The sequence below is a fragment of the Serratia sp. 25CWL12 genome, from assembly GCF_055790885.1.
In genome coordinates, this window is record NZ_CM147698.1 from 2,405,570 (window position 1) to 2,428,599 (window position 23,030).

Below are 23,030 nucleotides of genomic sequence, written 5' to 3' on the forward strand. Positions count from 1 at the left end.
CAACAGGTGTGAATATTCATTTTTCGCTAATGGCTCCAGAAGGTGGTGGTCTTAAATGTATCCAACAAGGTTGCTGAATATAGCTTGCAGATATTAATCTCATATTTACATTTATTGCAAATATCATTAGCACCTATGGCTAGCGGATGGCCTCTTTTTGGGCACTGCCCATCCCTGGGCCAGGCAAATCATCCATAGTTTTGCTATCAGTGAGAGTCTGTTTTAGAAGGTATATTTCACCCCCATCATTACGGTGGTATCCGTCACACTGTGTTGACCAAACAGTTGCGATACACTGCCCCAGGTAGAGAAGTTCTTATTGATATTCCCTTCTGCCCCCAGCTTCAGTTCTACCCCACTACGCCGGCCCCCTTGTTGCTCAAGAGTACTGTCATCCATCCGCACATGCGTCAACTTGTTCTGGTAAGGCAAGTTGATGGCACCATAAAGCGTTAACGGTTGGTCGCTGTCTTTAATGGCGATGTCATACCCCAGTTTGGCACCAATACGCGCCTGTAGCGTGCTTTGGTTGTTCAGGTCCACTTGTGTCCCGTTCTGCTCTTGATGTGAACCGCCGGAGATATCGTTCCAGGTCAGTTGTAGCTGAGGTTCAAGGTAGAGCTTGCCATGAGCGTAGTGGGCCAAAGGCAAACGCCAACCGGTTTCCACCGAGGCAATAACCCCAGACATTCTGTAATCCTCTTTTTGCAGTTGTTGCCCTTGCACTGAGCCCTGTAGCCAGGCGTATTGCAACGAACCGTCAATATAAAGGCCATCTGCGTTACGGCCATTCTGATACCAGGTGCCGTAAACCCCGAGGCTGGTACCATCAATATCCGCATAAGAGGTGTAATCCGTCTGGTTAGAACGGCTGTTTGAATGGGCGGTCCCGTAGGCAAACATCACCCCCGCCACCAGGTGTTCTGTCTCATAGACATCACCACCTATTTGCGTGACAAAGCGGCTGGTACGGTTATCGATTTGCCCCGAGGTATCATCAAAGGTACTGTGCCCACCCACCTGCCGTAGCCACATATTACTGCCCGCCACCCGCTGGCCTCGATCTTCATGACGCATCGCGAACAGGTTTTGTGCCGCCACCTGATTGGCGAGATAACCGCCCGCTTCCGGGCGATAGACTGGGGTGTTGTTATCCGGTCCGGTTGAGCGCAGATACCAGGAGCCCTCACCCGGATTCGCCGGGGTCCCTTGATACAGGTTATAGTCGAACGCCCCGGCAACCAGCCGATTCTCCAGCGTAAACTGCCCAGCAGATTGGCCGTTCACCTGAATCAGCAGGATACCTTGTTGCGTTTGTTCACCACTGCCTCCCACCTGATTGACGATCACTTTGCTCTGCCCGCTAGTACTACCATTAATGGTCAACCGATCCGTGGCGGCGTTATCCCCCGCCAATGTGGTATTAAACAACAGCGCGCCGTTGTTGCCGGTATAGTTGCCATTGACCGTCAGGTTGGCAAAACTGCCGCCAGTAGCGGCTTGCCCAATCAGTACGCGCCCCTCATTTTCAAGGCTACCATTGATCACGCCCGATGCCCCCAGGCTACCCGCTTGAAGGATTTGTACTGAACTGTTGAGTTGAACAGGTGTTGCTGTGGCGCTGCTGGCCCTACTTTGAATGCTGCTATCCAGCAACAGCAACCCAGCTTCGACGCGGGTCAGGTTGGCCTGAACATTGTTTCCGGCAATCTGCAACCTGCCGTCACCTTGTTTGACCAACGTACCGTTGCCGGTGACCGAGTGGGTGAGTAGCCAATTTTGTATGGCATCCAGTAGCAGCGTGCCGTTATTGTCGATACTTGCCGTCCCGAGTTGCCCGGGTTGGCTGGCGCTCAAGCGGGTACCACTTTCAGTGCGGAAAATACCCGTAAAGGCGTTGTTATCAACACTCAACGCCACATTGGCCCCCCCACTCAACAGCGTGACACCCGCGCCTTGCAGAACATTACTCAGGATCCCTTGCGCCCCTTTAAAATCGAGCGTGCCACGGTTATCGATCCCGCCAGTGCCCAGGGCATCGGTCTGTGCCAATTGTGCTGTGGCGGTGGCTGCAATGGTGGTCATGGCACTCATGCTGCTGTTATGCCCGGTCACCACTAACGTGCCACCGTCCAGTTGCAATGCCCCACTCCCCGTCAGTTCGCCGTCATTCAGGCCACCATTACGGACTGTTAAGGTGCCACCCTGCAGATCCAGCTTACTCCCCACCGCTGTATTCAGCTTACCCACGGTTTGCTGATACCCATTAATATCCACCAGGGCATTGGCACTCAATGCCAGATCAGAGGTCTGCCCAAGTACTCCATCCGCCATCAGGCGCAGGGTGCCGGAACGTACCAGCGTGGCTCCAGTGTAGTCATTACTGATATTGGATAGCGACACCTTGTCACCGGGAACAGCGGCAATCGCCAAATCACCCGAGCCGGTGATATATGAGGTGAGGTCGGCAGCATCGCCAGTGGCACCCGCCCGCGGTGCCAGTACCAGCGCATTGGCCCCGCTCCCCATCAGGTCAAGCTCAAACAGCCCATAATTGATGTAAAGCCCAGTGATTTCATGACTTGCCGTCAGCCGGTAGTCATAGTGCCCTTCTGCCACGATGGGCCCGGTATCGGTATTGGTCAGACCGATTATGGTTTCATTAGTAATGACATTGCCATCCTGATCAATCAACGTCATGTTGCCTGCCCTTCCCTTGACCTCACCATTGGCCTGGATCAATTTGACCAGCAGGTTTTGATCATCCTGCTCCAGAATGGACAGGCTGGTATCTACCGTAGGGGGTTCCACTGAGAAACTCGGCGGAACCGCTACCTGTGCGGTCCCGGTGCCTGAGACATCCAGTGTGCCCGTAGTTTCAATCACGGTATTGGCTTGGTTAGTCGCCGGGGGCTGGGCATCAAAATCCACCTTGCCACCGGCAAAGGTCAGATTGGCAATGGTCTGATAACCGTCTCCGACCACGATGTCACTGCCTGCCCCCGCCACCAGGGTTGCCTGGGTCAACGCGGTGGTGTTACTGCCGGAGAGATCAAAGGTACTGCGCCCCAGCGCCAAAGTACCGGTAAAGGCCGAACCCGTGGTACTGGCAAAATCGAAGGTATTACTGCCATTTTGCAACGCCACTGAGAGCACGCCTGCACCGGTTAGCGGGTTGGCAAGAACGTAGTCCCCGCCATTGGCGGTAGTTTGGTCAATGGCAAACGTCGCCCCCGCTGCGATAGCCACCGTACCGCTACTGCTGATGGCCCCAGTATCGGTCAACCTCAAGGTACCTTGAGCCACGGTTGTGCCACCGGTATAACTATTGGCACCGGTCAAGGTCAGCGTACCACTACCGTCTTGCACCAGCCTGCCACTCCCCCCGATGATGCCGTCATAACTCAGCGCATCGCTACGATCAAATACCACGGTGCCATCATTAAGGATATCCAGCGCACTACCATTGGCCGGGTTCGCCGCATAGCTACCCGCGGTACCGCCAATACCAATTTGCAAGTAAGCGCCGCTGTTAACCTGGGTTTCCCCGATATAGGTGTTGATCCCGGTGAAAAACAGCGTGCCGTTTGATACCGTCAATAATCCGTCACTACCCGCAACGATCCCGGCAAAGAACCCACCATTGTCGACAGTCAACGCCCCCCCATTGATATTCAGCGTGCCGGTACCAATCAAGCTACCGACCGACTGGGTGAAACCATGAATATCAGTCACGGCCCCGGTATTGATGGCCAATTGGCGAGTGGATCCCAGTGCGTTATCTGACCCCAGTTGCAAAGTCCCGCTGGTCACCGTGGTACTACCGGTGTAGTCGTTGCTACTGTTATTGAGGGTGATCACGCTGGTCGCCGCAATGGCCAGATTGCCGGCCCCAGTAATCAGTGCCGACATATCATCGGCACCTGGAGGCGTGGTGCTATCACCAGAGAACGTCAGTGTCTGACCAGTTTGTAATGCCAGTTGAGTCAAGCCGACATTAACAAACAGCCCGGTCGCATTGGCCACCAAGGCATAACCGTAATCCCCAATGGCGACGATATTGCCCCCCTGGAAGATATTGACCGCCGAGGTGGTTAAATTGCCGCCGGTAAGATTCGTCAGCGTCAGGTTGGATGCAGAACCGGTGACACTGCTGGCGCTCACCAACCGCTCCAAAACGCCCTCATCCTGTTGCAGCAGATTACCCGCGTTATCCGCCACCACCGTCGGGTCCAGCTGCACCGAGCCGGCATCCAATACCAGAGCACCGGTGGTGACTTGCCCACTAGGCAGATTAGCAAAACGTAATGCACCGCCATTCATCGTCAGATTACCAATAGCCTGACTCCCCAACCCTACCGTGGTGGCGTTACCGGTACCTATCTCTAGGGTGGCAAGACTCAATGATGAGGTGTTACTGCCTGACAAGTTAAAGCTGCTGGAGCCCAGCGCCAGTGTACCGCTAAAGGCAGAACCCGCCGAGCCGGTGAAATTGAAAGTGTTGCTGCTGTTTTGCAGTGCTACCGACAACAACCCCGCCCCGGTTAACGGGTTGGCAAAAATGGCGTTACCGCCATTACCGGTGGTCTGGTCAATGGCAAAGGTCGCACCAGCGGCAATGTTCACCGCACTGCTGGGATTGATCGCTCCAGCTCCGGTCAGCCGTAGGGTGCCGTCCGCCACCGTGGTACCGCCGGTGTAACTGTTCACCCCGGTCAGGGTCAAGGTACCACTGCCATTCTGGGTCAGGTTGCCGTTACCACTGATAACCCCGGCATAGCTCGCCGCATTAGAACGGTCGAACACCACTAAACCGGCGTTGCTGATATTACCGACATAACTACCGTCAATACCCCCATTGCCAATTTGCAAGGTCGCGCCACTCCCCACTGTGGTGGTCCCGCTATAGCTGTTTGCCCCGGTTAATATCAGGGTACCACTGGAGGCGGTTAGGGTACCCGTCGTGCCAGCAATCACCCCACTAAACAACCCACCCTGAGCTACCGTTAGAGCCCCCCCATTAACCGCCAGCAGACCTGACCCGGTCAGGCTGGCTATCGTCTGGGTGAAACCATTGATATTCGTGGCCGCGCCCGTGGCAATATCCAATTGGCTGGTAGCTCCCAGCGCATTGTTCGACCCCAATTGCAACGTGCCACTGTTGACAGTAGTGCTACCACTATAATTATTCAGCGCATTAGCCAAAGTCACTACCTGTCCTACCACTCCGGTTATTGCCAGGCTCCCTGTTCCAGTTATCTGAGCAGATAAATTAAGTGCGTTGCCGGTTGCTGTTGCATCAGGCGTCAGCGTCAGGATTTGCCCAAAAAGCAGATCAACCTGCTTTAAGGCATAAGCAACATAAAGGCCATTATTCAGCGCCCCGGTATTCAACCGATAATCGTAAGTGCCTACCGCGACCGTATTGCCCCCTTCGGCAATCGACACGCTCTGACTATTGGAAAGCGCATTGCCACTTTGATCAACCAGGGTCAGAGCCCCCCCCTGGCCATTAAGCGTTCCCCTTGCTGTCAGTGCAATCAGTTGGGTATAAGCGCCCCCATCGTCTTGTGAAAGGATATTGGTATTGTCCAAAACCGGTGGGTTAATGACACCGGGAGCGGGGGAAGATCGATAGCGATACGTCCGACCCCAGTGAGGTTTAGATTGGCGACGGTTACCATGCCATTAGCCTGTTGTTGCGCAGGCACGGTGGCATCAAACTTCAATTCACCGCCATTAAATTGCAAACCGCCAATCACCTGTTCGCCTATGCCCACTGTGGTGATGTTGCCAGTACCCAATTCCAACGTGGCTTGGCTCAGCGCGGCAGTATTGGTGCCCGACAGATCAAAGCTGCTGCTACCTAGCGCCAGGGTGCCAGTAAAGTCAGACCCGGCAGTATCGGTAAAATCAAAGGTATTTCTGCCGTTTTGCAACGCCACCGACAGCACCCCGGCCCCGGTTAACGGGTTGGCAAAGCTGTAATTGCCGCCATTGGTGCTGGTCTGGTCAATGGCAAAGGTCGCCCCAGCGGCAATATCAACCGCGCTGCTAGCATTGATCGCGCCAGACCCGGTCAGCCGCAGGGTGCCGTTAGCCACCGTGCTATTCCCGCTATAACTGTTGCCCCCGGTCAGGGTCAAAATGCCACTGCCGCTTTGGGTCAGGCTACCGTTACCGCTGATAATGCCGGCATAGCTCGCCGCATCAGTTCGGTTGAACACCACCAATCCCGCATTGCTGATATTGCCAGCATAGCTGCCGGTAAGCCCGCCATTGCCGATTTGCAAGGTCGCACCACTGTCAACCGCTGTGATACCGCTGTAGCTGTTGGCCCCGGTCAGCACCAGCGTGCCGGTTGCGGCGGTCAAGCTGCCGGTTGTTCCTGACACCACACCGCTAAACAGCCCGCCATCGGCGACTGTCAGGTTGCCGCCGTTGATTGCCAGCAGCCCTGCCCCCGCCAAGCTGCCCACGGACTGAGTAAAGCCGTTGATATCGGCGGTGGTGCCGGTGTTAATCGCCAGTTGGCGGGTGTTGCCCAGCGCATTATCTGAGCCCAACTGCAAGGTGCCCCCGGTCACCGTGGTGGTGCCGGTATAATCGTTACTGCTATTGTTGAGTTCAATCAAGGTGGTGGCATCAATTGCCAAGTTACCCGACCCGGTAATCAGTGCCGTCATATTATTGGCACCGGCAGGCGTGAGGCTATCGCCCGATAAGGCCAGGGTTTGATTGTCTTGCAGCGCCAACTGGGTCAGCCCTACATTGATAAATAGCCCGGTCACATCGTTGGCCAATACGTAGCCGTAGTCACCGATGGCGACAATATTACCCCCCTGAAGGATATTCACCGCAGCTGTCGACAGCGCCGCGCCACTCAGGTCAGTCAAGCTCAGGTTAGCAGCAACTCCGGTGACACTGCTGGCAGTGACCAACCGCTCTTGGGTGCCTTCATCCTGTTGCAGCAGGTTCCCTGAATTGTTGGCAACGGTAGTCGCATCAGCCTGTACCGTTCCGGTATCCAGGGCCAAGGCCCCAGTGGTCACCTGCCCGGTGGGTAAGTTGGCGAACCGCGCGGTACCGCCATTGAAGGTCAGATTGCCTACCGCCTGATCGCCCACCCCAATAGTGGTGACGTTGCCGGTACCCAGCGCCAACGTGGCCTGGCTCAGTGCGGTGGTATTGCTGCCGGAGAGGTTAAAACTGCTGGTGCCTAACGCCAAGGTACCCGTAAAGGCCGACCCGGTGGTGCCCGTAAAATCAAAGCTATTACTGCCATTTTGCAGCGTTACCGACAGTAATCCAGACCCGGTTAACGGGTTGGCAAAGGTGGCGTTACCGCCATTGGCGCTGGTCTGGTCAATGGCAAAAGTCGCCCCGGTGGCAATATTAACCGCGCTGCTGGCATTGATCGCGCCAGCTCCGGTCAGCCGTAGGGTGCCGTCCGCCACCGTGGTACTGCCGGTGTAACTGTTCACCCCGGTCAGGGTCAAGGTGCCGCTGCCGCTTTGAGTCAGGTTGCCGTTACCGCTGATAACGCTGGCATAGCTAGCCGCATCAGTTCGGTCGAACACCAGCGAACCCGCATTGTTGATATCACCGCTATAGCTACCGTCTGTGCCCCCATTGCCGATTTGCAAAGTGGCGCCACTGTCAACCGCCGTGACTCCGCTATAGCTGTTGGCCCCGGTCAGCACCAGCGTACCGGTTGCGGCAGTCAAACTGCCGGTTGTCCCCGACACCACACCGCTAAACAGCCCGCCATCGGTGACCGTCAGGTTACCGCCGCTGATTGCCAGCAGCCCTGCCCCTGCCAAGCTGCCCACGGTCTGGGTAAAGCTGTTGATATCAGCGGTGGTGCTGGCGTTAATCGCCAGTTGGCTCGTATTGCCCAGCGCATTATCTGAGCCCAACTGCAAGGTGCCCCCGGTCACCGTGGTGGTGCCGGTATAATCGTTACTGCTGTTAATCAACTCGATTAGGGTGGTGGCCTCAATCGCCAGGTTGCCTGAACCGGTGAGCAGCGCCGTCATGTTATTGGCACCGGTGGGGGTGAGGCTGTCACCCGATAAGGTCAGGGTTTGATTGTCTTGCAGCGCCAGTTGGGTCAGCCCTACATTGATAAATAGCCCGCTGGTGTCACTGGCCAATGCATAGCCGTAGTCACCGATGGCGACAATATTACCGCCCTGAAGAATATTGACCGCTGAAGTCGCCAACGCGCCTCCACTGAGGTCCGTCAGATTCAGGTTAGCGGCTGATCCCGTCACACTACTGGCGGTCACCAACCGCTCCAGCACGCCTTCATCTTGTTGCAGCAGATTACCGGTATTATCAGCCACCTCGGTGGGATCAACCTGTACTGAACCCGACGCCAAGGCCAACTCCCCGGTAGTGATTTGACTGGCAGGGAAATCAGCGAGACTTAATATGCCACCATTGAAAGTCAGGTTGCCCACCGTCTGGTTAGCGGCCCCCACGGTGGTCCTATTGCCAACGCCCAGTTCCAGCGTAGCTTGGCTCAGCGCGGCAGTATTGATACCCGACAGATCAAAGTTGCTGGTGCCCAGCGCCAGGGTGCCAGTAAAGTCAGACCCGGCGGTGCCAGTAAAATCAAAGCTATTGCTGCCGTTTTGCAGCGCAACTGACAGCACCCCGGCCCCGGTTAACGGGTTGGCAAAGCTGTAATTGCCGCCATTGGCGCTGGTCTGGTCAATGGCAAAGGTCGCCCCAGCGGCAATATCAACCGCACTGCTGGCATTGATCGCGCCAGAATCCGTCAGCCGCAGGGTGCCGTTAGCCACCGTGGTATTACCGCTATAACTATTGACCCCGGTCAGGGTCAAGGTACCGCTGCCGCTTTGGGTCAGGCTGCCGTTACCACTGATAACGCCGGCATAACTCGCCGCATCAGTTCGGTCGAACACCACCAATCCCGCATTGCTGATATCACCCACATAACTGCCAGTAAGCCCGCCATTGCCGATTTGCAAGGTCGCGCCACTGTCAACCGCAGTGATACCGCTGTAGCTGTTGACCCCGGTCAGCACCAGCGTGCCGCTTGAGGCGGTCAAGTTGCCGGTTGTCCCCGATACTACGCCGCTAAACAGCCCACCATCGGTGACTGTCAGGTTGCCGCCGCTGATTGCCAGCAGCCCTGCCCCCGCCAAGCTGCCCACGGACTGAGTAAAGCCGTTAATATCGGCGGTGGTGCCGGCGTTAATCGCCAGTTGGCTCGTGTTGCCCAGCGCATTATCTGAGCCCAACAGCAAGGTGCCCCCGGTCACCGTGGTGCTGCCGGTATAATCGTTACTGCTATTGTTGAGTTCAATCAGCGTAGTGGCATCAATCGCCAGGTTGCCTGAACCGGTAATCAGTGCCGTCATATTATTGGCACCCGCTGGCGTAAGGCTGTCACCCGATAAGGCCAGGGTTTGATTGTCTTGCAGCGCCAACTGGGTCAGCCCTACATTGATAAATAGCCCGGTCACATCGTTAGCCAAGGCATAGCCGTAGTCACCGATGGCGACAATATTACCCCCCTGAAGGATATTCACCGCAGCTGTCGACAGCGCCGCGCCACTCAGGTCAGTCAAGCTCAGGTTAGCAGCAACTCCGGTGACACTGCTGGCAGTGACCAACCGCTCTTGGGTGCCTTCATCCTGTTGCAGCAGGTTCCCTGAATTGTTGGCAACGGTAGTCGCATCAGCCTGTACCGTTCCGGTATCCAGGGCCAAGGCCCCAGTGGTCACCTGCCCGGTGGGTAAGTTGGCGAACCGCGCGGTACCGCCATTGAAGGTCAGATCGCCTACCGCCTGATCGCCCACCCCAATAGTGGTGACGTTGCCGGTACCCAGCGCCAACGTGGCCTGGCTCAGTGCGGTGGTATTGCTGCCGGAGAGGTTAAAACTGCTGGTGCCTAACGCCAAGGTACCCGTAAAGGCCGACCCGGTGGTGCCCGTAAAATCAAAGCTATTACTGCCATTTTGCAGCGTTACCGACAGTAATCCAGACCCGGTTAACGGGTTGGCAAAGGTGGCGTTACCGCCATTGGCGCTGGTCTGGTCAATGGCAAAAGTCGCCCCGGTGGCAATATTAACCGCGCTGCTGGCATTGATCGCGCCAGCTCCGGTCAGCCGTAGGGTGCCGTCCGCCACCGTGGTACTGCCGGTGTAACTGTTCACCCCGGTCAGGGTCAAGGTGCCGCTGCCGCTTTGAGTCAGGTTGCCGTTACCGCTGATAACGCTGGCATAGCTAGCCGCATCAGTTCGGTCGAACACCAGCGAACCCGCATTGTTGATATCACCGCTATAGCTACCGTCTGTGCCCCCATTGCCGATTTGCAAGGTGGCGCCACTGTCAACCGCCGTGACTCCGCTATAGCTGTTGGCCCCGGTCAGCACCAGCGTACCGGTTGCGGCAGTCAAACTGCCGGTTGTCCCCGACACCACACCGCTAAACAGCCCGCCATCGGTGACCGTCAGGTTACCGCCGCTGATTGCCAGCAGCCCTGCCCCTGCCAAGCTGCCCACGGTCTGGGTAAAGCTGTTGATATCAGCGGTGGTGCTGGCGTTAATCGCCAGTTGGCTCGTATTGCCCAGCGCATTATCTGAGCCCAACTGCAAGGTGCCCCCGGTCACCGTGGTGGTGCCGGTATAATCGTTACTGCTGTTAATCAACTCGATTAGGGTGGTGGCCTCAATCGCCAGGTTGCCTGAACCGGTGAGCAGCGCCGTCATGTTATTGGCACCGGTGGGGGTGAGGCTGTCACCCGATAAGGTCAGGGTTTGATTGTCTTGCAGCGCCAGTTGGGTCAGCCCTACATTGATAAATAGCCCGCTGGTGTCACTGGCCAATGCATAGCCGTAGTCACCGATGGCGACAATATTACCGCCCTGAAGAATATTGACCGCTGAAGTCGCCAACGCGCCTCCACTGAGGTCCGTCAGATTCAGGTTAGCGGCTGATCCCGTCACACTACTGGCGGTCACCAACCGCTCCAGCACGCCTTCATCTTGTTGCAGCAGATTACCGGTATTATCAGCCACCTCGGTGGGATCAACCTGTACTGAACCCGACGCCAAGGCCAACTCCCCGGTAGTGATTTGACTGGCAGGGAAATCAGCGAGACTTAATATGCCACCATTGAAAGTCAGGTTGCCCACCGTCTGGTTAGCGGCCCCCACGGTGGTCCTATTGCCAACGCCCAGTTCCAGCGTAGCCTGGCTCAGCGCGGCAGTATTGATACCCGACAGATCAAAGTTGCTGGTGCCCAGCGCCAGGGTGCCAGTAAAGTCAGACCCGGCGGTGCCAGTAAAATCAAAGCTATTGCTGCCGTTTTGCAGCGCAACTGACAGCACCCCGGCCCCGGTTAACGGGTTGGCAAAGCTGTAATTGCCGCCATTGGCGCTGGTCTGGTCAATGGCAAAGGTCGCCCCAGCGGCAATATCAACCGCACTGCTGGCATTGATCGCGCCAGAATCCGTCAGCCGCAGGGTGCCGTTAGCCACCGTGGTATTACCGCTATAACTATTGACCCCGGTCAGGGTCAAGGTACCGCTGCCGCTTTGGGTCAGGCTGCCGTTACCACTGATAACGCCGGCATAACTCGCCGCATCAGTTCGGTCGAACACCACCAATCCCGCATTGCTGATATCACCCACATAACTGCCAGTAAGCCCGCCATTGCCGATTTGCAAGGTCGCGCCACTGTCAACCGCAGTGACACCGCTGTAGCTGTTGGCCCCGGTCAGCACCAGCGTACCCGTTGCGGCGGTCAAGGTGCCAGTTGTCCCCGACACCACGCCGCTAAACAGCCCGCCATCGGTGACCGTCAGGTTACCGCCGTTGATTGCCAGCAGCCCTGCCCCCGCCAAGCTGCCCACGGACTGAGTAAAGCCGTTAATATCGGCGGTGGTGCCAGTGTTAATCGCCAGTTGGCGGGTGTTGCCCAGCGCATTATCTGAGCCCAACAGCAAGGTGCCCCCGGTCACCGTGGTGGTCCCGGTATAATCGTTACTGCTGTTGTTGAGTTCAATCAGCGTAGTGGCATCAATCGCCAAGTTACCCGACCCGGTAATCAGTGCCGTCATATTATTGGCACCGCTGGGTGTGAGGCTATCGCCCGATAAGGCCAGGGTTTGATTGTCTTGCAGCGCCAACTGGGTCAGCCCTACATTGATAAATAGCCCGGTCACATCGTTAGCCAAGGCATAGCCGTAGTCACCGATGGCTACCGTATTGCCCCCCTGAAGGATATTCACTGCGGCTGTCGACAGGGCTGCGCCAGTGAGGTCAGTCAAACTCAGGTTGTTGGCAGTTCCAGTGACATTGCTGGCAGTGACCAACCGCTCTTGGGTACCTTCATCCTGTTGCAGCAGGTTCCCTGAATTGCTGGCGACGGTACTCGCATCGGCCTGTACCGTTCCTGCATCCAGGGCCAATACCCCGGTGGTCACCTGCCCGGTAGGTAAGTTGCCGAAACGTACGGTACCGCCATTGAAGGTCAGATTACCTACCGCCTGATCGCCCACACCAATGGTGGTGACGTTGCCGGTACCCAGCGCCAGCGTGGCCTGGCTCAGTGCGGTAGTATTGGTGCCCGACAAATCAAAACTGCTGGTGCCCAACGCCAAGGTGCCGGTAAAGGCAGACCCGGTGGTGCCAGTAAAATCAAAGCTATTACTGCCGTTTTGCAGCGCCACTGACAACAAGCCCGCCCCGGTTAACGGGTTGGCAAACGTATAATTACCGCCATTGGCGCTGGTCTGGTCAATGGCAAAGGTGGCACCGGCGGCAATATCAACCGCGCTGCTGGCATTGATCGCGCCAGCTCCGGTCAGCCGTAGGGTGCCGTCCGCCACCGTGGTACTGCCGGTATAACTGTTCACCCCGGTCAGGGTCAAGGTGCCGCTGCCGTTCTGGGTCAGGTTGCCGTTACCGCTGATAACCCCGGCATAACTCGCCGCATCAGTTCGGTCGAACACCACCAAACCCGTATTGCTGATATCGCCGCTATAGCTACCGTCTGTGCCCCCATTGCCGATTTGCAAGGTGGCGCCACTGTCAACCTCAGTAACTCCGCTATAGCTGTTGGCCCCGGTGAGCACCAGCGTGCCGTTTGAGGCAGTCAAGCTGCCGGTAGTCCCCGACACCACACCGCTAAACAGCCCACCATCGGTGACCGTCAGGTTACCGCCGCTGATTGCCAGCAGCCCTGCCCCCGCCAAGCTGCCCACGGTCTGGGTAAAGCCGTTGATATCAGCGGTGGTGCTGGCGTTAATCGCCAGTTGGCGGGTGTTGCCCAGCGCATTATCTGAGCCCAACAGCAAGGTGCCCCCGGTCACCGTGGTGGTGCCGGTATAATTGTTACTGCTGTTAATCAACTCGATTAGGGTGGTGGCCTCAATCACCAGGTTGCCTGAACCGGTGAGCAACGCCGTCATATTATTGGCACCGGTGGGGGTGAGGCTGTCGCCAGATAAGGTCAGGGTTTGATTGTCTTGCAGCGCCAGTTGGGTCAGGCCTACATTGATAAACAACCCGCTGGTGTCACTGGCCAAGGCATAGCCGTAGTCACCGATGGCTACCGTATTGCCGCCCTGGAGAATATTGACCGCCGCCGTAGACAGCGCCGTGCCAGTGAGGTCAGTCAAACTCAGGTTGTTGGCAGCCCCCGTGACATTAGTGGCCGTTACCAGTTGTTGTAGAACACCATCATCCTGTTGCAACAGGTTACCGGTACTGTCCGCCACCCCATTAGGGTCAACCTGTACCGTTCCCGCATCGAGGGCCAAGGCCCCGGTGGTCACTTGTCCGGTGGGTAAGTTGGCGAAGCGTGCGGTACCGCCATTGAAGGTCAGGCTACCAACCGCTTGATCACCCACCCCGATGGTGGTGACGTTGCCAGCACCCAGCTCCAATGTGGCCTGGCTCAGCGCTGCAGTATTAGTACCCGACAGATCAAAGTTGCTGGTGCCCAGCGCCAGGGTGCCAGTAAAGTCGGACCCGGTGGTGCCGGTAAAATCAAAGGTATTGCTGCCATTTTGCAACGCCACCGACAACACCCCCGCCCCGGTTAACGGGTTGGCAAAGCTGTAATTGCCGCCATTGGCGCTGGTCTGGTCAATGGCAAAGGTCGCCCCAGCGGCAATATCAACCGCGCTGCTGGCATTGATCGCGCCAGAACCCGTCAGCCGTAGGGTGCCGTTAGTCACCGTGGTATTACCGCTATAACTGTTGACCCCGGTCAGGGTCAAAATGCCGCTGCCGCTCTGGGTCAGGCTGCCGATACCACTGATCACCCCGGCATAACTCGCCGCATCAGTTCGGTCGAACAGCACCAAACCGGCATTGCTGATATTGCCGGCATAGCTTCCGTCTGTGCTGCCATTGCCGATTTGCAAGGTCGCGCCACTGTCAACCGCAGTAACTCCGCTGTAGCTGTTGGCCCCGGTCAGCACCAGCGTGCCGGTTGCGGCGGTCAAGCTGCCGGTTGTCCCTGACACCACGCCGCTAAACAGCCCGCCATCGGTGACCGTCAGGTTGCCGCCGCTGATTGCCAGCAGCCCTTCCCCCGCCAAGCTGCCCACAGACTGAGTAAAACCGTTGATATCGGTGCTGGTGCCGGTGTTAATCGCCAGTTGGCTCGTGTTGCCCAGCGCATTATCTGAGCCCAACAGCAAGGTGCCCCCGGTCACCGTGGTAGTCCCGGTATAATCGTTACTGCTGTTGTTGAGTTCAATCAGGGTGGTGGCATCAATTGCCAGGTTGCCTGAACCAGTAATCAATGCCGTCATATTATTGGCACCGGCAGGCGTGAGGCTATCGCCCGATAAGGTCAGGGTTTGATTGTCTTGCAGCGCCAACTGGGTCAGCCCTACATTGATAAATAGCCCGGTCACATCGTTAGCCAAGGCATAGCCGTAGTCACCGATGGCTACCGTATTGCCCCCCTGAAGGATATTCACTGCGGCTGTCGACAGGGCTGCGCCAGTGAGGTCAGTCAAACTCAGGTTGTTGGCAGTTCCAGTGACATTGCTGGCAGTGACCAACCGCTCTTGGGTACCTTCATCCTGTTGCAGCAGGTTCCCTGAATTGCTGGCGACGGTACTCGCATCGGCCTGTACCGTTCCTGCATCCAGGGCCAATACCCCGGTGGTCACCTGCCCGGTAGGTAAGTTGCCGAAACGTACGGTACCGCCATTGAAGGTCAGATTACCTACCGCCTGATCGCCCACACCAATGGTGGTGACGTTGCCGGTACCCAGCGCCAGCGTGGCCTGGCTCAGTGCGGTAGTATTGGTGCCCGACAAATCAAAACTGCTGGTGCCCAACGCCAAGGTGCCGGTAAAGGCAGACCCGGTGGTGCCAGTAAAATCAAAGCTATTACTGCCGTTTTGCAGCGCCACTGACAACAAGCCCGCCCCGGTTAACGGGTTGGCAAACGTATAATTACCGCCATTGGCGCTGGTCTGGTCAATGGCAAAGGTGGCACCGGCGGCAATATCAACCGCGCTGCTGGCATTGATCGCGCCAGCTCCGGTCAGCCGTAGGGTGCCGTCCGCCACCGTGGTACTGCCGGTATAACTGTTCACCCCGGTCAGGGTCAAGGTGCCGCTGCCGTTCTGGGTCAGGTTGCCGTTACCGCTGATAACCCCGGCATAACTCGCCGCATCAGTTCGGTCGAACACCACCAAACCCGTATTGCTGATATCGCCGCTATAGCTACCGTCTGTGCCCCCATTGCCGATTTGCAAGGTGGCGCCACTGTCAACCTCAGTAACTCCGCTATAGCTGTTGGCCCCGGTGAGCACCAGCGTGCCGTTTGAGGCAGTCAAGCTGCCGGTAGTCCCCGACACCACACCGCTAAACAGCCCACCATCGGTGACCGTCAGGTTACCGCCGCTGATTGCCAGCAGCCCTGCCCCCGCCAAGCTGCCCACGGTCTGGGTAAAGCCGTTGATATCAGCGGTGGTGCTGGCGTTAATCGCCAGTTGGCGGGTGTTGCCCAGCGCATTATCTGAGCCCAACAGCAAGGTGCCCCCGGTCACCGTGGTGGTGCCGGTATAATTGTTACTGCTGTTAATCAACTCGATTAGGGTGGTGGCCTCAATCACCAGGTTGCCTGAACCGGTGAGCAACGCCGTCATATTATTGGCACCGGTGGGGGTGAGGCTGTCGCCAGATAAGGTCAGGGTTTGATTGTCTTGCAGCGCCAGTTGGGTCAGGCCTACATTGATAAACAACCCGCTGGTGTCACTGGCCAAGGCATAGCCGTAGTCACCGATGGCTACCGTATTGCCGCCCTGGAGAATATTGACCGCCGCCGTAGACAGCGCCGTGCCAGTGAGGTCAGTCAAACTCAGGTTGTTGGCAGCCCCCGTGACATTAGTGGCCGTTACCAGTTGTTGTAGAACACCATCATCCTGTTGCAACAGGTTACCGGTACTGTCCGCCACCCCATTAGGGTCAACCTGTACCGTTCCCGCATCGAGGGCCAAGGCCCCGGTGGTCACTTGTCCGGTGGGTAAGTTGGCGAAGCGTGCGGTACCGCCATTGAAGGTCAGGCTACCAACCGCTTGATCACCCACCCCGATGGTGGTGACGTTGCCAGCACCCAGCTCCAATGTGGCCTGGCTCAGCGCTGCAGTATTAGTACCCGACAGATCAAAGTTGCTGGTGCCCAGCGCCAGGGTGCCAGTAAAGTCGGACCCGGTGGTGCCGGTAAAATCAAAGGTATTGCTGCCATTTTGCAACGCCACCGACAACACCCCCGCCCCGGTTAACGGGTTGGCAAAGCTGTAATTGCCGCCATTGGCGCTGGTCTGGTCAATGGCAAAGGTCGCCCCAGCGGCAATATCAACCGCGCTGCTGGCATTGATCGCGCCAGAACCCGTCAGCCGTAGGGTGCCGTTAGTCACCGTGGTATTACCGCTATAACTGTTGACCCCGGTCAGGGTCAAAATGCCGCTGCCGCTCTGGGTCAGGCTGCCGATACCACTGATCACCCCGGCATAACTCGCCGCATCAGTTCGGTCGAACAGCACCAAACCGGCATTGCTGATATTGCCGGCATAGCTTCCGTCTGTGCTGCCATTGCCGATTTGCAAGGTCGCGCCACTGTCAACCGCAGTAACTCCGCTGTAGCTGTTGGCCCCGGTCAGCACCAGCGTGCCGGTTGCGGCGGTCAAGCTGCCGGTTGTCCCTGACACCACGCCGCTAAACAGCCCGCCATCGGTGACCGTCAGGTTGCCGCCGCTGATTGCCAGCAGCCCTTCCCCCGCCAAGCTGCCCACAGACTGAGTAAAACCGTTGATATCGGTGCTGGTGCCGGTGTTAATCGCCAGTTGGCTCGTGTTGCCCAGCGCATTATCTGAGCCCAACAGCAAGGTGCCCCCGGTCACCGTGGTAGTCCCGGTATAATCGTTACTGCTGTTGTTGAGTTCAATCAGGGTGGTGGCATCAATTGCCAGGTTGCCTGAACCAGTAATCAATGCCGTCATATTATTGGCACCGGCAGGCGTGAGGCTATCGCCCGATAAGGTCAGGGTTTGATTGTCTTGCAGCGCCAACTGGGTCAGCCCTACATTGATAAATAGCCCGGTCACATCGTTAGCCAAGGCATAGCCGTAGTCACCGATGGCTACCGTATTGCCCCCCTGAAGGATATTCACTGCGGCTGTCGACAGGGCTGCGCCAGTGAGGTCAGTCAAACTCAGGTTGTTGGCAGTTCCAGTGACATTGCTGGCAGTGACCAACCGCTCTTGGGTACCTTCATCCTGTTGCAGCAGGTTCCCTGAATTGCTGGCGACGGTACTCGCATCGGCCTGTACCGTTCCTGCATCCAGGGCCAATACCCCGGTGGTCACCTGCCCGGTAGGTAAGTTGCCGAAACGTACGGTACCGCCATTGAAGGTCAGATTACCTACCGCCTGATCGCCCACACCAATGGTGGTGACGTTGCCGGTACCCAGCGCCAGCGTGGCCTGGCTCAGTGCGGTAGTATTGGTGCCCGACAAATCAAAACTGCTGGTGCCCAACGCCAAGGTGCCGGTAAAGGCAGACCCGGTGGTGCCAGTAAAATCAAAGCTATTACTGCCGTTTTGCAGCGCCACTGACAACAAGCCCGCCCCGGTTAACGGGTTGGCAAACGTATAATTACCGCCATTGGCGCTGGTCTGGTCAATGGCAAAGGTGGCACCGGCGGCAATATCAACCGCGCTGCTGGCATTGATCGCGCCAGCTCCGGTCAGCCGTAGGGTGCCGTCCGCCACCGTGGTACTGCCGGTATAACTGTTCACCCCGGTCAGGGTCAAGGTGCCGCTGCCGTTCTGGGTCAGGTTGCCGTTACCGCTGATAACCCCGGCATAACTCGCCGCATCAGTTCGGTCGAACACCACCAAACCCGTATTGCTGATATCGCCGCTATAGCTACCGTCTGTGCCGCCATTGCCGATTTGCAAGGTGGCGCCACTGTCAACCTCAGTAACTCCGCTATAGCTGTTGGCCCCGGTGAGCACCAGCGTGCCGTTTGAGGCAGTCAAGCTGCCGGTAGTCCCCGACACCACACCGCTAAACAGCCCACCATCGGTGACCGTCAGGTTACCGCCGCTGATTGCCAGCAGCCCTGCCCCCGCCAAGCTGCCCACGGTCTGGGTAAAGCCGTTGATATCAGCGGTGGTGCTGGCGTTAATCGCCAGTTGGCGGGTGTTGCCCAGCGCATTATCTGAGCCCAACAGCAAGGTGCCACCGGTCACGGTGGTAGTGCCGGTATAATTGTTACTGCTGTTAATCAACTCGATTAAGGTGGTGGCCTCAATCGCCAGGTTGCCTGAACCGGTGAGCAGCGCCGTCATATTATTGGCACCGGTGGGGGTGAGGCTGTCACCCGACAAGGTCAGGGTTTGATTGTCTTGCAGCGCCAGTTGGGTGAGACCCACATTGATAAATAGCCCGCTGGTGTCACTGGCCAAGGCATAGCCGTAGTCACCGATGGCGACAATATTACCGCCCTGAAGGATATTAACCGCTGAAGTCGCCAACGCGCTTCCACTGAGGTCCGTCAGATTCAGGTTAGCGGCTGATCCCGTCACACTACTGGCGGTCACCAACCGCTCCAGCACACCTTCATCTTGTTGCAGCAGGTTACCGGTATTATCGGCCACCTCAGAGGGATCAACCTGTACTGAACCCGACGCCAAGGCCAACTCCCCGGTAGTGATTTGACTGGCAGGGAAATCAGCGAGACTTAATATGCCACCATTGAAAGTCAGGTTGCCCACCATCTGGTTAGCGGTTCCCACGGTGGTCCTATTGCCAGTGCCAAGTTCCAATGTGGCCTGGCTCAGCGCGGCAGTATTGATACCCGACAGATCAAAGCTGCTGCTACCTAGCGCCAGGGTGCCCGTAAAGTCGGACCCGGTGGTGCCGGTAAAATCAAAGCGATTGCTGCCATTTTGCAGCACTACCGACAGCACCCCGGCCCCGGTTAACGGGTTGGCAAAGCTGTAATTGCCGCCATTGGCGCTGGTCTGGTCAATGGCAAAGGTCGCCCCAGCGGCAATATCAACCGCGCTGCTGGCATTGATCGCGCCAGCTCCGGTCAGCCGTAGGGTGCCGTCCGCCACCGTGGTACTGCCGATGTAACTGTTCACCCCAGTCAGGGTCAAGGTACCACTGCCGTTCTGGGTCAGGCTGCCGTTACCGCTGATAACCCCGGCATAACTCGCCGCATCAGTCCGGTCGAACAGCACCAAACCCGCATTGCTGATATTGCCCGCATAGCTTCCGTCTGTGCCCCCATTGCCGATTTGCAAGGTCGCGCCACTGTCAACCGCAGTAACTCCGCTATAACTGTTGGCCCCGGCCAGCACCAGCGTACCGGTTGTGGCGGTCAAGCTGCCGGTTGTCCCTGACACCACGCCGCTAAACAGCCCGCCATCGGTGACCGTCAGGTTACCGCCGCTGATTGCCAGCAGCCCTGCCCCCGCCAAGCTGCCCACGGACTGAGTAAAGCCGTTGATATCGGCTGTGGTACCGGTGTTAATCGCCAGTTGGCTCGTGTTGCCCAGCACATTATCTGAGCCCAACAGCAAGGTGCCACCGACCACGGTGGTAGTGCCGGTATAATCGTTACTGCTATTGTTGAGTTCAATCAGGGAGGTAGCATCAATCGCCAGGTTGCCTGAACCGGTGAGCAACGCCGTCATGTTATTGGCACCCGCTGGCGTAAGGCTATCACCCGACAAGGTCAGGGTTTGATTGTCTTGCAGCGCCAGTTGGGTCAATACCACATTGATAAATAACCCGGTCACATCGTTGGTCAAGGCGTAGCCGTAGCCGCCGATGGCGACAATATTGCCGCCCTGAAGGATATTCACCGCCGCCGTAGATAGGGCTGCGCCACTCAGGTCAGTCAAACTCAGGTTAGCAGCTACGCCGGTGACACTGTCGGCAGTGACCAACCGCTCTTGGGTGCCTTCATCCTGTTGCAGCAGGCTCCCCGAGCTGTCAGCGGCCGTGGTAGGGTCCACCTGTACCGCACCTGCATCCAGAGCCAAGGCCCCGGTGGTCACCTGACCGGTAGGTAAGTGGGTAAAACGCGCGGTACCGCCATTGAAGGTCAGATTACCTACCGACTGCTCACCCGCCCCGATGGTGGTGACGTTACCGGTACCCAGTTCCAACGTAGCCTGGTTCAGTGCTGTAGTATTGCTGCCGGAGAGGTTAAAACTGCTGGTGCCCAACGCCAAGGTGCCGGTAAAGGCGGAACCGGCAGTGCCCGTAAAATCAAAGCTATTGCTGCCATTTTGCAGCGCCACTGACAACAAGCCCGCCCCGGTTAACGGGTTGGCAAACGTATAATTACCGCCATTGGCGCTGGTCTGGTCAATGGCAAAAGTGGCACCGGCGGCAATATCTATGGTGCCGCTACTGCTGAGCTCCCCAGCCCCACTCAGCCTCAGGGTGCCGTCAGTAATCGTCGTTCCTCCCGTATAGGTATTAGCCGCAGTCAGTTGCAGTTCGCCTACACCCAATTTAGTTAAAGAGGTCCCACTTATTGCCCCGGCAATAGTGACGAGAGGTGACCCTACCGCGAGTCCGAAATCTATTACACCACCACCACTGCCCAACACCATATCTTGTGAGATGGTCATTGGTACAGTTACCGCAAGCCTGGCACCATTTAGGATGGTCAATGTTCCCGCATCGTCCCCAAGTGCCTGAGCACTATTAATAACCAATATTCCATCATAAATAGTCCAAGGAGTGATAGCCGTAGTGGTTCCGCTTAACGTCCACGTCGAACTACCGGTTTTTTCAAAGTTGCCGAAACCCCGGTATTGCGCCCCTGTACCAACCGTGGAAACATCAAACGTATCATCGACGCTTCCCCCCAAGCGAAGGGTATCCGCAGCACTGAATGCGATGACATTGCCGTTAATCAAGAAGCCTGAATACAATTCAAGGATATTGCTACCACCAGTAAAGACAATGGCATCTCCCCGTGTACCGAGGCTGTCAAGACCAGCATTAATCGTACCAATATTGATGATGGTTAAATCTGAACCGGTAATCCCGGCACCTGCAGCAGAATCAAACGGTGAAGCCAGATTCCCGGCATTCCCGCCGGTAATGGTCCCTGTATTAGTAATAAATAAATTTGCGCCAGCGACTCCAGCGCCCCCAGCACCATTGGCACCCCGGTTGGCAATGACTGAGGCAGTACCGGCATTGCCACCATTGCCACCAATTATACTGCCAATATTATCCAAGAAACCGCTATTGGCAAATAACACGCCAATACCCCCAGTCCCGCCATTGCCACCACCGCCACCGGAAGTTGCCACGCCATTACCCGCGCCACCACCATTCCCTCCACGACCACCTCTAATTACCGATGAGCTTTGCGCACTGAGAGAAATGTTAACGCCATCTGCTACAATGCCATATCCCCCAGCACCACCACCTCCGCCACCACCCCTGCCACCAGTGACACTACCAGCATTCCCGCCATTCCCCCCATTCCCTCCAACATATGAGCCTCCCTCAGTGGTATCTGTAACGATTACCAGTGCATGTGCACCACCACCACCTCCTCCTCCTCCTCCATTGCCTACTAACGCATTACTGCCATTCGTACCGGCACCTCCAGGCGTTGAAGCACCGTTTCCACCAGGCGTCGACACTGAACTCCCCCCTCCTGCTCCGCCTGTTATACCTGCACCACCACCACCGCCACCACCATTGATGTTAATTGCAGTAACACCATTCTCTCCTGTCCCCATCGCTGAACTGAGTCCTCCTAAACTACCGGTTGTTCCACCAGCATTCCCCCCAGCAGTCATATCCACAGCCAACACCGAGAAAGATCCGGCCAACAGCAAAGCACCACTGAGCAATAGCGCTAATGGTGACAAAGTCATTATCTTCTTATTCTTGGTTAAATTATCGCCCTCTCTCGCTATTACATCCTGCGCTTGTGCTGGCCCCAAGCCTACGGTGGCAGATTTTTTGTGTAGGCTGACCAACTCACTGACCACTACCCAAGTATGTAAAACTGCACTCCAAATGACTTTATAGATCTTGTTCATCGTTGATCACCTCACAGTTGCCAACATAAGTGCCATTTAACAACTTATTTTTGATGAAGATTCAGCATGAACACTAAATCTAAGCCTACCAAAAAATCACGTTGCTACTGTAAAATTGCCTTTAAATCCTCGATTCTTTGGTTGCATCATCGCTCACGATACGCATTGCCCTCTTCCCCTTAATCCATTGAGAAAATATCGAAAGATGCCTGAGTACTACGGGTGGTAACCCATTCACCCGGCATTAATAAAAGAAAAGGGAAAAAGGAAAATAAAACTTGCTGAAAATTATTTAGATAACTCTGTACTAGTTTAGTAAAACGTATGATTTTTGCACTGCAAGGTGGGATGGTTTTGATTTAACCATGATTAGTTTTGGCAATGGTGTACAACGTGGATTCAATATCTCCAGATGACCGCCATAACAAG

Annotated in this window: 2 protein-coding genes; both read right to left on the minus strand. The window is 56.6% G+C overall.

What is annotated here, in order from left to right; translation table 11 throughout:
• Nucleotides 1–222 precede the first annotated feature (222 nt).
• Nucleotides 223–5,595, minus strand: a complete 5,373-nt coding sequence (locus tag ACX9GV_RS10450) for an autotransporter outer membrane beta-barrel domain-containing protein (RefSeq protein WP_473195470.1) — start codon at nt 5,593–5,595, stop codon at nt 223–225.
• The gene (locus ACX9GV_RS10455) at nt 5,541–22,601 is read right to left on the minus strand and encodes an autotransporter-associated beta strand repeat-containing protein (RefSeq protein WP_473195471.1); all 17,061 of its coding nucleotides are present in this window, start codon (nt 22,599–22,601) and stop codon (nt 5,541–5,543) included. The genes ACX9GV_RS10450 and ACX9GV_RS10455 overlap by 55 nt, the downstream gene beginning before the upstream one ends.
• Between the last annotated feature and the right edge of the window lie 429 nt (nt 22,602–23,030).